This window comes from Pseudomonas syringae pv. tomato str. DC3000, from assembly GCF_000007805.1.
Taxonomy (GTDB): domain Bacteria; phylum Pseudomonadota; class Gammaproteobacteria; order Pseudomonadales; family Pseudomonadaceae; genus Aquipseudomonas; species Aquipseudomonas avellanae.
Genome location: NC_004578.1, coordinates 5,813,491 through 5,825,625, shown reverse-complemented (window position 1 = coordinate 5,825,625; position 12,135 = coordinate 5,813,491). Strand labels below are relative to the sequence as shown.

At 57.5% G+C, this 12,135-nt stretch carries 8 protein-coding genes; 3 read left to right on the top strand and 5 right to left on the bottom strand.

The window, feature by feature from the left end; translation table 11 throughout:
* Window positions 1-6 precede the first annotated feature (6 nt).
* The 3 genes from PSPTO_RS26465 (at window position 7) to hemE (ending at window position 6,155) form a co-directional block, all read left to right on the top strand.
* On the top strand, window positions 7-1,566 hold the full coding sequence (locus PSPTO_RS26465) for an amidase family protein (RefSeq protein ID WP_005765488.1): 1,560 nt from the start codon (window positions 7-9) through the stop codon (window positions 1,564-1,566).
* Between the two features lie 145 nt (window positions 1,567-1,711).
* On the top strand, window positions 1,712-4,960 hold the full coding sequence (locus PSPTO_RS26460; protein WP_044390498.1) for a dermonecrotic toxin domain-containing protein: 3,249 nt from the start codon (window positions 1,712-1,714) through the stop codon (window positions 4,958-4,960).
* Between the two features lie 130 nt (window positions 4,961-5,090).
* Window positions 5,091-6,155, top strand: a complete 1,065-nt coding sequence (gene hemE / locus PSPTO_RS26455; RefSeq protein ID WP_005765484.1) for a uroporphyrinogen decarboxylase — start codon at window positions 5,091-5,093, stop codon at window positions 6,153-6,155.
* Window positions 6,156-6,182: 27 nt separating this feature from the next.
* On the opposite strand, the gene PSPTO_RS26450 is transcribed toward hemE, so the two are convergent.
* From PSPTO_RS26450 to PSPTO_RS26430, 5 genes are all read right to left on the bottom strand, one after another.
* Entirely contained in the window at window positions 6,183-7,697 is a 1,515-nt protein-coding gene (locus PSPTO_RS26450) for an N-acyl-D-amino-acid deacylase family protein (protein WP_011105323.1), read from the bottom strand.
* Between the two features lie 3 nt (window positions 7,698-7,700).
* On the bottom strand, window positions 7,701-8,561 hold the full coding sequence (locus PSPTO_RS26445) for a MurR/RpiR family transcriptional regulator (RefSeq protein WP_007245604.1): 861 nt from the start codon (window positions 8,559-8,561) through the stop codon (window positions 7,701-7,703).
* Window positions 8,562-9,911, bottom strand: coding sequence for a GntP family permease (locus PSPTO_RS26440; RefSeq protein ID WP_011105322.1), 1,350 nt, complete (start codon window positions 9,909-9,911; stop codon window positions 8,562-8,564).
* Window positions 9,912-10,209: 298 nt separating this feature from the next.
* Window positions 10,210-10,854, bottom strand: coding sequence for an HNH endonuclease (locus PSPTO_RS26435; RefSeq protein ID WP_011105321.1), 645 nt, complete (start codon window positions 10,852-10,854; stop codon window positions 10,210-10,212).
* The gene (locus tag PSPTO_RS26430) at window positions 10,851-12,119 is read right to left on the bottom strand and encodes an AAA family ATPase (protein WP_011105320.1); all 1,269 of its coding nucleotides are present in this window, start codon (window positions 12,117-12,119) and stop codon (window positions 10,851-10,853) included. The genes PSPTO_RS26435 and PSPTO_RS26430 overlap by 4 nt, the downstream gene beginning before the upstream one ends.
* Between the last annotated feature and the right edge of the window lie 16 nt (window positions 12,120-12,135).

Below are 12,135 nucleotides of genomic sequence, written 5' to 3'. Positions count from 1 at the left end.
GACGTCATGAAACTCAAGTTTGGTCTGTTTTGCGCGCTCTCTATTGCGCCCTTTGCATTTGCATGTGCTGACGATCAGGCAAATGCGCAATTCGATGGGCCCGTTTTCGGATCGATCATCGAAACGAAGGCATCCCATTTCGAATCTAGTGTGGAGCTTCAGAAACGCTTGAGCGAAGGTAGCCTGACTTCCGCCGAGCTGGTCCACGATCTGCTCCAGCGTATCGAAGCGCTGAACAACAATGGCCCGGCGCTCAACGCTGTCATCGAAGTCAACCCCGAGGCTCGGCGGATAGCCACTCTGCTTGACAGGGAGCGCTCCAGCGGCAAGCAAAGAGGGCCGCTGCATGGCATTCCCGTACTGGTGAAAGACAATATCGATACGGCAGACAAAATGCAGACGACTGCAGGCGCACTTGCCATGGCCGGCGCGCCTGCGCAGTACGACGCTTTTGTAGTGCAGCGGCTACGCGAGGCGGGCGCGATCATTATCGGCAAGGCCAACCTCAGCGAATGGTCTAATTTCCGTGGGAGTAACGTCCCGAACGGTTGGAGCGGCCGAGGCGGGCAAACGCGTCATCCATATGACCTCGCTGCCAGTCCGCTTGGCTCCAGTTCGGGTCCGGCGGTAAGTGTTGCAGCTGGCTTTGCGCCGCTGGCAGTGGGTACCGAAACCAATGGTTCGATCATTCAGCCTGCCGCCACCAGTGGCGTCGTGGGAGTGAGGCCCACGTTGGGTCTGCTTAGCCGCTCTGGCATGATTCCGATCTCCAGTCGCCAGGACACCCCCGGTCCAATGGCGCGGACGGTCACTGATGCTGCCATCATGCTGACGGCGATGAGCGGCACTGACCCGCTCGACAAAGCCACCTACCAAGTCCCCGGCAACACCGTTAGCTACGTTGAGTACCTCAGAGCTGGAGCGTTGAGAGGCAAGCGCCTGGGTTATCCGAGCAAACTGCCTGACGGTCGATTCATGGACGACGATCCCGCGTTCCAAAAGATAAAACGTAATCTGAGGTCTGCAGGGGCGATATTGGTTCCGGTCGACGTTCCGCTTGTTTCCAGCATGGCGGAGCCTGCAATGCTCATGAATGACTTCAAGCGTGAGCTTGAAGCGTACTTGAAAACCCGTCCCGGGCTTGAGGTTCGTACGCTTGATGACATCATTGCCTTCAATGTCGCGTCTCCTGGACCGGAAGGTTACAGTCAGGACGCGTTGATTGCGGCCTCGGGCACGGTCGTAGATCAGGCGATCTATTTTTATGATGCAACCGATTTACGCCGTTCCCATCAGCAGCTGATAGACGGGCTCTTGCAACGACACTCGCTTGACGCGCTTATCGACTGGTCGGAGAGTGCTTTCGGAGCGGTTGGCGCTATCGCGGGTTACCCCGGAATGAACCTGCCTGTCGGACTCAATAATGAAGGCCTGCCCAAAGGGCTGTATTTTCTTTCCACGGCCTGGGATGAAGCTAAATTGCTGAGCTATGCCTACGCACTCGAACAGGTTCTTTTGGCTGCGCCCTCAACCTCGATCAGCACGACTGTGCCGCGGGAAGATTGATGCAAGAAGCCTTCAGGGGAGCCAGTGCGTCTGAAGGATCCCCCCGCTTTTCTTACTTTCAAAAATATTTCGCTCTACACGTTCATCGGGAGATCGATCGCCGCATCGACACTCCCGTCACCCATGTCGCTATAAGGAAATAGCCATGTTGAAAGCAGCACCCATGGGCAAGCTTGCCCGATCCAACGAACAGAAAGCGCTCGGACCTGACCGCTTCAGCCCCAGTACGGTTGCAGTGCGTGAACACCGGGCACGTGAGCGCGCAGACCGAATGATCGACCAGTTGGTCGAGCGCTTCACGGAAAAGAATTATTTCCCTGACGATGGCGAGAGTGCCTTGTTCGCCTTGCTGGTTCAGTTGCCGGAATGGCCTGCTGAACTGATGATCAGTGTTCAAAACGAAAACGGTGAAGACCTTGCGTTGTACCTGAAAGGCAACGACCAAAGCGTTGTCGAAAACACCGTCGTGCTGATGCATGACAGTGACGATGCTTATGTCGCACCCGACGGTGTTTCTATCTCCGATGACGAGCCCCTGTTGAATCTTGTCTTCAGCCAATTGCCTGTCAGCTCAAGGCTCGGCATGGGCGGAAACTTTCCGGGCAACAACAGTACAGCCGGCCGAATCGTCACCCTGCGCGAACAGATAGCAGGATTGGCCAGGGAACAGCGGCCGCTGTTGTTCGCGGCCTTGCTGGCCGATGAGGGGACTTGCAAAAGCCTGTTGAATGTTCGTCTGCCCAATCCCTTCCTGCCACTTTGGGATCGTAGGGACATCGAAATCTCGCCGGTTCTGGGCTGGTTGGGGGCCTTGAATCCGCAGGTTCCTGTCAGCCGTCTCGGAGAGCTGCTGGAGCGGGTGCCACTGACCGAAGAACAGCAAATCGACTTTTTGAAAAATGATGTTCTCCCGGATAAATTCGTTGAAGCGATGGAAATTTCGCTGGATGAATGGACGCGCAGCACGGCGATTGATGGCCTGTCGCGCACGCGGATCTTCAATCAGTACACCGATGAACTGGCTCGCACCGGAGCGCGGGCGCTGCTGGCTGCTTCAGAGCAGAATCTGGTGATCGTTGACCCCGGCATGAGCAAGTACGAGCCTGCGGGACCTGACGAGACCAGTATCGTGTTGTTGCACGATGGCGCCGGTAATTACAGTGCTCAGGATATAAGCAATGGTGAGATAACTGAGTTCAAGGACGGCACCGACAGTTTTTATCTGGCAATCAGTTCGCAATTGAAGGCTGAGGATCGTTTGTCGCTGGGCATGCAGTTCGAGCAGGATGTAGCGGGGTTTCGCAAGGCTTTGACCCAGCGCGCAATCGAAGAAAACCGAGGCTGGTTCGATCCCGAAAAACCGACCGGAATTGAAAAGGAGTTTTTGCCCGAGTGGTTCGCGAGCGCGTCCGATGACGACAAGTATGCGTGGAAGATCGCCGTACAGGATTACAGTCAGGCGGTGCTCGAAGCCCAGGCTCCTGATCTGCTTGAACCTTCCAGGTACGGAGAGCCTGATCAGCTTCGTAACTATGCTCGCGAGAAGCTGCAGGAGCGAATCCTGCTGGATCATGGTGTAGAGGTTAATCCTGACGAGATCAGCATCCTTACCGTGAGTATTGAAATCGATCCGGGCTTTATCCTGGATCTGGATTATGAGTTTGCAGGCCCTTCGGAGGTCGAGGCTAACTACGAAACGCAGCAACGCAGCCTCACGGACTTGTCCCTGGAAAATATCGCTGTTACCGATCTCAACTTTTTGTGGACCAGTCGCGCGTTAGATGCTCAGGGGCAATTGATCGGTTTTCTCAAGGCTGGTTATCTGTTCAGTCTGATCCGTGATCTGAACATTGGTGAAAATTACCCCAGGTTCCTGAGAAACGTATTGTCGACCTCGTCTACCGGCGCATGGCACCGCCAACGCTATGCACGCGTGATGCATACGCAGATGCGCCTCGACGGGATCGAGGCAAAGATGGCAGGCGACTTTCTGGGCGACGGAAGTCTTCCCCCCGAGCTGGCGAACCGAGGTCACAAGTGGCTGACAGCCGTGCTGGACCACCCTGTCGACGATGATGACCGTGCAACTGTCGAGGGGCATCGCATTCAGGTCAGTCAGTTGTCCATTAACGGTGTGCCCTTGAGCGGCGTACTGGCGATCGGGGTTGAGGCACGTTCCAGCGTCGGCACCCTGGTGATGTTTACTCCGCAGGCACCTGACGGTAAATGTTTTCGGGAAATGAGCAGCATGACCGAGTTTCAGCAACTGTTGCTTGAGCCTGCATTACTGGACTATCTGGTGGGCAGGGCAGCGCTCCCCTATCAGGCCGATGTGCGGCGGGCATTGACCGCTGACCGGGATGCGCTGTTCATTGACTTGCTGCCCCGCAGCGAAAACTTTCTTGAAGCGGTGTATGACTCCGAAGTCGAACGGGTGATATCGGCTGTTGATGAGCAGACCAATAGTAATTGGGAAACCAACTGGCGAAGTGCTTGGGAGATCACCCAAGCCGTTGGCGACATCATCCTCACCTTCGTGCCCTTTAAAGTGCAGCTCCCGATCGCCGCTCTTCGCAGTTTCTACGCCATCTGGCAGGGCATTGGAAAGGTGGCCAGCGAACAAGGCAGTGCGCCGTTGTATTTCGCTCAGGCTGCGCTGTTGCTGGCCGATGGGCTGACGCTGCCCAAAGGGCGGCGGGTTAAACCGTATTCTCCGGCGGCGGTTGGCCGCTCTGTTCTCAATCCGAAAACAGCCGTATCAAAAACGCCCGGCGGGTTGACGGCGCGCGGCGACGGTATTTATCGGGGCATCCATGAGAAAGTTCAGGAGGGTGTGCCGAGTCGCTTTTACGCTATACAACAGGAAAAAGCCTATGCCGTCAGGTATGACGCTGATTCCGCTGTATGGCGAGTGATTGATTCGCGGCGACCGGATGCCTATTACCAACTACCGATCCAGTTGGACGGTCAAGGCGTCTGGGTGCACGCGCCGGTCGGTTTGCGTGGTGGCGGCAAACATACGGTGCCGAAACTTCCACGCGAGGAGGCTCAGGTCAATAAAGCTCGCCCGTCTGGGTACAAGATATTCATGGGTGAGTTTTTCACCAGCAGCAAGTTTACAAAGGCGCAGGGTAAAATACAGGAAGATATCGAAGGCGGCCTTAAAAGCGCAGTCAATCGTGCAGTTGCCAAGTACGTCGAAGATGGCGCTGGTAGCCTGCATGCGTGGAAACACAATGGAAAATTCAATATACCCAGGGACGTACAGATGTTTACTCTGGATCTGACTACCGTCGGTAACAGTACCGGGAGAGGGGACTGGCGTCTGATCCTCCAACAGGGGAAGGGCTTGCTTAAGCCTTGGAACATCCTGAATCATAAGGATTTGAAATAGACGTCATTCGGTTCCGAAGGCGCAACGTTTTTTATAACAAATCGCCTCGATAGACAAAAGGCACGGCGCTTGCCGTGCCTTTTGCGTCGCGCTCTGAGAAAATGCGCGCACTTTTATAGCGGATGCCGACATGACTGCCCTGAAGAACGACCGTTTCCTTCGTGCTTTGCTCAAGCAACCCGTAGACGTCACGCCGGTGTGGATGATGCGTCAGGCCGGCCGCTACCTGCCGGAATACCGCGCCAGCCGGGCAAGCGCCGGGGATTTCATGAGCCTGTGCAAGAACCCGCAGTTCGCCTGTGAAGTCACGCTGCAACCGCTGGATCGTTATCCGCTGGATGCCGCGATTCTGTTTTCCGACATCCTGACCATTCCCGATGCGATGGGCCTGGGCCTGTACTTCGAGACCGGCGAAGGCCCGCGTTTCAAGAAAACCGTCAGCACACTGGCGGACATCGAAGCGCTGCCAATCCCGGATGCACAGCAAGACCTGGGTTATGTGATGGACGCGGTCAGCACCATCCGCCGCGAACTCAACGGTCGTGTGCCACTGATCGGTTTTGCCGGCAGCCCGTGGACCCTGGCGACCTATATGGTCGAAGGCGGCTCGTCCAAGGACTTCCGCAAATCCAAGGCCATGCTCTACGACAACCCGCAAGCCATGCACCTGCTGCTCGACAAGCTGGCGCAGTCGGTGACCTCGTACCTGAACGGCCAGATTCTGGCCGGTGCCCAAGCGGTGCAGATCTTCGACAGTTGGGGCGGCAGCCTTTCTTCGGCGGCGTATCAGGAATTCTCGCTGGCGTACATGCGCAAGATCGTCAACGGCCTGATTCGTGAGAACGACGGGCGCAAAGTGCCGGTCATCGTCTTCACCAAAGGCGGCGGACTGTGGCTGGAAAGCATCGCTGAGATCGGTGCCGACACCCTCGGCCTGGACTGGACCTGCGACATCGGCGAAGCGCGTCAGCGTGTCGGCAACAAGGTTTCGCTACAAGGCAACATGGACCCGACCGTGCTCTACGCTCGCCCGGAAGCCATCCGCCAGGAAGTCGCGCGCATCCTCGCCAGCTACGGCAGCGGCACCGGCCACGTCTTCAACCTCGGCCACGGCATCACCCCCGAAGTCGACCCGGCCAATGCCGGTGCGTTCATCAACGCAGTACACGAGTTGTCGGCGCAGTATCACCAGTAACTGCCAGGCTAACGATGTGTTGAGAGATCAAGACGCATCGTTCCTTTCACGCTTGATCGCCGACGCCTGCGTCGGCGTTTTTGCACCCGAAAAGCCCTCCACCATTGACCCGCTGCGAGGCAGAAATCTGCCCTGACGCTCGCCCTGCGGTTTGCCCTCGGCATAGCTCAGTTGGCCGTTTACCCAGACGCCATCAATGCCTTCTGCTGCTCGCTGAGGATCTTTGAAGTCTGCTATGTCGCGCACGGTGTGCGGGTTGAACAACACCAGATCCGCCCAGTAGCCCTCGCGGATCAGGCCGCGCTCGTGCAGGGCAAAGCGCGCTGCCGAAAGCCCGGTCATTTTGTGGACGGCGGTGTGCAAGGCAAACAGTTTCTTGTCGCGGCTGAAGTGGCCGAGCACCCGTGGGAAAGCGCCCCACAAGCGCGGATGGGGGAACGGGTCTTCCGGAAGGCCATCGGAACCGATCATCGACAGCGGGTGGGACATGATGCGTTCGACATCGCCTTCATCCATGCCGTAATACACTGCGCCTGCAGGCTGCAACTTGCGGGCGGTGTCTTGTAATGACAGCCCCCAGCCAGCGGCAATATCCTGCAAGTCCCGGCCGCCCTGATCCGGGTGCGGCGTTGACCAGGTGATAGTGATACGGAACGCGTCAGTGACCTGTTTAAGGTCCAGCGTCGAAGAACTGGCTGCATAGGGGTAACAATCGCAGCCGACCGGATGGCCCTGCGCTGCGCTCTCCAGTGCCGCCAGCAGTTGCGGGCTACGCCCCCAGTTACCTGCGCCCGCGCATTTCAGGTGGGAAATGATCACTGGCGAGCGTGCATGGCGACCGATGTCGAATGCCTCTGCCATCGCCTCCAGCACCGGCTCGAATTCGCTGCGTAAGTGAGTGGTGTAGACCGCGCCGAACGCCGTCAGCTCTTCGGCCAGTTGTTTGACTTCGCCGGTTTCGGCCGAGAAGGCCGAGGCGTAGGCAAGGCCGGTCGACAAACCCAGCGCGCCGGCTTCGAGGCTGTCGCGCAACTGCTCGCGCATGGCGGCAATTTCCGCCGGGCTGGCGCTGCGCAACAAGTCATCCATGTGGTTGCTGCGCAATGCCGTGTGGCCAATCAGGGCGGCCACGTTCACCGCGGGCCGGGCGTTGTCCACCGCCGCACGGTAGTCGGCGAAACGTGGATAGACAAACGCCGCTGCGTCGCCGAGCAGGTTCATCGGGTCGGGCGGATTACCGCGCAGCGAGACCGGCGATGCGCTGATCCCGCAGTTGCCGACGATCACCGTCGTCACGCCCTGGCTGATTTTGGGCAGCATCTCGGGTTTGCGAATGACCACCGTGTCGTCGTGGGTGTGAACGTCGATAAACCCTGGAGCCAGCACGCGTCCCGCTGCATTGACCTCATCCCGCGCTCGGGCCTCGGTCAGGCTGCCGATGCGCTGAATGCGTCCGTCGCTGATCGCCACGTCGGCGCGCACTCCGGGCGTATCGCTGCCATCAATGACCAGCGCATCGCGAATGATCAAGTCGTAGAGCATGGTTCAGTCTCCCAGCGGCAGGCCGTCTTCGCCGCCGCGGTATTCATCCAGCGCAAGCTTGATTCGGCGCAGCCGCTCCTGATTGTCTTCAGGGCTCTGCAATGCCAGTTCAGTGGCCAGCACATCGATGGTCAGCAACATGCCGTAACGCGCTGCCGTGGGTTTATAGATGAAATTGGTTTCAGCAATTTGCAGCGGCAGTACCACCTCAGCCCGTTGCGCCAACGGTGAGTCAGGCAAGGTGATGGCCAGTACGCGAGTGCCATAGCTGCGCGCCAGCGTCACCGCATCGAGCAGTTCTGGCGTGCGCCCGCTGAGCGAACAGACAATCAGGCTGTGTTGCGGGCCGAGCGTGGCGGCAATCATGCGCATCATCACCGGGTCGCGGCAGGCGGCGACCGGGTAGCCGAGGCGCACCAGGCGGGTTTGCAGCTCCTCGCTGCACAGACTGGAGCAACCGCCCATGCCGAATGTATGAATCATGCTCGCGTCGGCGACACAGGCCACGGCTGCCGCAAAGCGCGATGCATCAAATCCTGCAAGGTGCTGACGCAACGTAGCTTCGATGTCGCCGACAATCCGGGTGAAGAACGCCGACTGCTCCGGAGCCTGTTCCGGGTTGAGAAAACGACTGCCCACCGCGCTGGCCTGAGCCAGTTGCAGACGCAAGTCGCGCAGATCACGGCAGCCGATGTTGCGGGCGAAGCGCGACAGCGTGGCACTGCTGACCTCGGCGCGGCTGGCCAGCTCGTCCAGGCTGGCGCTCGCGGCAAAGGCAATATCGCTGAGCAACAGTTTGGCGATCCGGCCTTCGCCCGCGCTGAATGAAGCCTGACGGGCACGTATCTGATACAGAATGTCCACTCAGAGCACCTGCGCCAGGCCAAGCGTCAAGGCAAAGGCGACAACGGAAATCAGCGTCTCCAGTACCGTCCAGGTCTTGAATGTTTGCGCTACGGTCATGTTGAAGTATTCCTTGATAAGCCAGAAACCGCCGTCGTTGACGTGGGAAAAGATTACCGAGCCTGCGCCCGTCGCCAGCACCAGCAACTCGGGATGTGGGTAACCCAGGCCCATTGCCACAGGCGCAACGATCCCCGATGCGGTGGTCATCGCCACCGTCGCCGAGCCCGTCGCCACACGCATCAGTGCTGCGAACAGCCAGCCCATCAGCAAGGGCGACAGATGAAAGTCCTGCGCCAGACCGACGATCTGGTTGGTCACGCCGCTGTCGACCAGAATACGGTTCAAACCGCCACCGGCGCCGACCAGTAAGGTGATACTGGCGGTAGGTGCCAGGCACTCATTGGTGAATTTCAGAATCGAGTCGCGATTGAATCCTTGAGCGATGCCCAGCGTCCAGAAGCTCAGCAAAGTGGCCAGCAGCAGAGCGATCACCGAGTTGCCGATGAACAACAGAAAGCCATTGAACGCGCTGCCCGGCGCGCTGATCAGGTTCGCCCAGCCGCCCAACAACATCAGCACCACCGGCAACAGGATGGTCGCCATGGTCAGGCCGAAGCTGGGCAGCTTTGCACGGGGTTCCCGGTCGAGAAACTGCTTCGCCAGCGGGTTTTCAGCCGGCAAATGGATGCGCGGCACGATAAATTTGGCATACACGGGCCCTGCAATGATTGCCGTGGGTATGCCGATCAGAATGGCGTAAAACAGGGTCTGCCCCACCGACGCCTGATAAGCCTGAACGGCCAGCATCGCCGCAGGGTGCGGCGGCACCAGCGCGTGTACCACCGACAGACCGGCCACCATCGGCAGGCCGACCATCAGAATCGACACCCCGACACGACGCGCTACGGTAAACGCAATCGGCACCAGCAGCACAAAACCCACTTCAAAAAACAGCGGCAAGCCGACCAGAAACGCAATACAGACCATGGCCCAGTGCGCATTACGCTCACCAAAGCGGTCAATCAGCGTGCGCGCCACCTGCTCGGCCCCGCCGGACTCGGCCATCATCTTGCCAAGCATGGTGCCCAGCGCCACAACCAGCGCGATATGCCCCAGCGTTTTGCCAACCCCGGCCTCATAAGAGGCAACCACGCCACTGGCCGGCATCCCTGCAACCAGCGCCAGCCCGACCGAAACAAGCGTAATGACAATAAATGGATTGAGCCGATACCGCGCGATCAGCACGATCAAGGCAATGATTGCGACAGCGGCGTAGACCAACAGCGAAATACCGGGTGACGGCGACATAGCGACGGTTCCTTGCAGAGGCGACAGGCGAGGGCGCAACAGCAACGGCTCTGGCCGTCAGCTGAGAGGCAACCCGGGAGTACTCGGCAGGGGTGAGGCAATGAGAGAGTGCAGGGAGGTTTCAGGGCGATCACAGGCATTCATTGTTTTTATCTCTGTTTTCGTGATGAAAATAAATTACACGAAAATTAGATATAAACAAATATATGAAAATAAATTTCTTTTTTGGCTGTGTAGGGTGGGGTCAGGAATGTGCGTCTGTCACGTCTCCCCGGCCCTGCTTTTTCAGGAGCGGGTGTCAGGACGCCAGCAACTGCTCCGCATAGCGTGCAACGACGTGGCCAAAGGCGACCTGCTTGCCGGCATCTCCTGAGCGCAAACTCTGCACCAGATGCGTCAACTCCGCCTCACTGGCGCTCAATATGAACTGGTCATCAAAAATGCCTGTGATCGCTTCCTGACGTCTTCTCGTCAGGTAGGCGATATCGAGTGCGAGTTTCTCGATCATCGTGGCGGCGGGAAGGTCTGCGGATTCAGTGTTTTGAATTTTTCCTGTCAGGAGATAGCGAAATCGCTGTTCGCAATCGTCTGCCAGTGGAGAAATGTGCAGCGTTTCATCGAACCAGTTGCTCTTGTGATGTCCGCAATGCAGTGGGTTTCCTGGTTTGGTCTCGCGCAGGCAGGACGCATGGAGATTGCTGTACTCCAGCGCCAGTGGCAGGTAGTGCTCCTGGGGTTTGAAATGTTCGATGTGGCTGCTCTCAAGTTCTATTTCCCTGCCGCAATGGCAGCAAGAAGAATGCTGCTCTTGTAGCAGGCTGTTATGCAATTCGCGTTTTTGTGGGTTCTGTAAGGTTGGATAAGTGGGCATCCAGTCTTCATTTGCGCTGGCTTTCCATTCGGTAAATGACGCAGGCTCAGTTCCCTTGATGATGCGTCTCATCGTCCAATAAGCTCCTTGCGCTTGAGCAGTGCTTCGGCACCTGCGAACTCGGGTAGATCGGGGGCTTTTTTCTTTAGCGCGTCAAGCTGCAGCCTGGCTTTTTCAAGTTCATTGTTTTCCAGCGTGCTGAACAGCTCATCAAGCAACACTTCAATTTCGGGTTCGCGCTGCGGTACGCCCATGACTTCTTCCAAAATGGTGCTGGAGTCCAGGCCATAGGTTGCTCGCGGGTGAGAGCTGTCGCCATTCTTCAGCAGGATGACCTCGCCCGGTTGCAGGCTGCCAATCACTTGAGGCGAGTGGCTTGTGGCGATGAATTGCACTTTGGGGAATGCTTTTTTAAGCGTCGGCGCAATGTTGCGTTGCCAGGCCGGGTGCAGATGAATATCGAGCTCATCAATAATCACGATGCCACCGGTATTCGCCAGAACGTCTTTTCCTATGTGTGGGTTTAGAACGCACATGCGTCGTGCAATATCTGCAATCAACGCAATCAAACTACGTTGACCATCACTGAGTTCGTGAAACGGAACGGCGTTGCCTTCCCCCATATCTACGAGCAGGCTTTGTAGCCTCAAGTCATATCGGAGATCATGGGCATCCGGTATGGCAAGTCTGATCGCTCGATTCACCCATTCAAGTTCATCTTCACGCTCGACAGTCGGAGTTGAATCAAGACGGTCCTGAAGGCGCTCAAGCGTCCTTGCGATTAACCAGCTTTCAAAATCACGCAGATCGGCTACGGCGTCAAACCAGTTTGCATATCCGTCAAAACGGGAAGTCCGCTGCTGTGCTGCGAACTCGGCAGATATGCGCGCACTGCTCCAACGACGATTGGCGCGATAGAAGGCAAGAACCGGAAAGTCAATCTGCTCACCTGCGTTGTTCCTGGCGAGCACAGCACTCAAGTGAGAGAGTGATGAGGGATCTACTCCTCCTTCCCAGGGCTCGAGCAGACGGACTGCCCGCCAATTTGGCAGATCAAAAATATCGCCATCCGCTCTTATGAATACGGGAAACTTTCTCTCAAATCGACTGCGTCCTTCATGCCTGTCTATAACGAAACGAACGTCTTCCTTGCTCAGAATTTCCTGGCCTTGCCCCATTGCATTGCCATAAGGAATCAGGCATTCCGCCACCCCCAACAGCAGCGACGTCTTCCCACTCCCATTAACCCCCACCACCAGATTGAAACCCGGCTGGAAGTCAAAATGAGCATCTTCGTAACAACGAAAATTCTGCAGGCGGAGGTGGTCGAGGCGCATGTCGGTTTCCTTTACC

Bases quoted from the DNA above. Each gene is read 5' to 3' on its own strand.
- hemE (WP_005765484.1), top strand. From the start codon at position 5,091: ATGACTGCCCTGAAGAACGACCGTTTCCTTCGTGCTTTGCTCAAGCAA.
- PSPTO_RS26440 (WP_011105322.1), bottom strand. From the start codon at position 9,911: ATGTCGCCGTCACCCGGTATTTCGCTGTTGGTCTACGCCGCTGTCGCA.
- PSPTO_RS26430 (WP_011105320.1), bottom strand. From the start codon at position 12,119: ATGCGCCTCGACCACCTCCGCCTGCAGAATTTTCGTTGTTACGAAGAT.
- PSPTO_RS26435 (WP_011105321.1), bottom strand. From the start codon at position 10,854: ATGAGACGCATCATCAAGGGAACTGAGCCTGCGTCATTTACCGAATGG.
- PSPTO_RS26460 (WP_044390498.1), top strand. From the start codon at position 1,712: ATGTTGAAAGCAGCACCCATGGGCAAGCTTGCCCGATCCAACGAACAG.
- PSPTO_RS26450 (WP_011105323.1), bottom strand. From the start codon at position 7,697: ATGCTCTACGACTTGATCATTCGCGATGCGCTGGTCATTGATGGCAGC.
- PSPTO_RS26465 (WP_005765488.1), top strand. From the start codon at position 7: ATGAAACTCAAGTTTGGTCTGTTTTGCGCGCTCTCTATTGCGCCCTTT.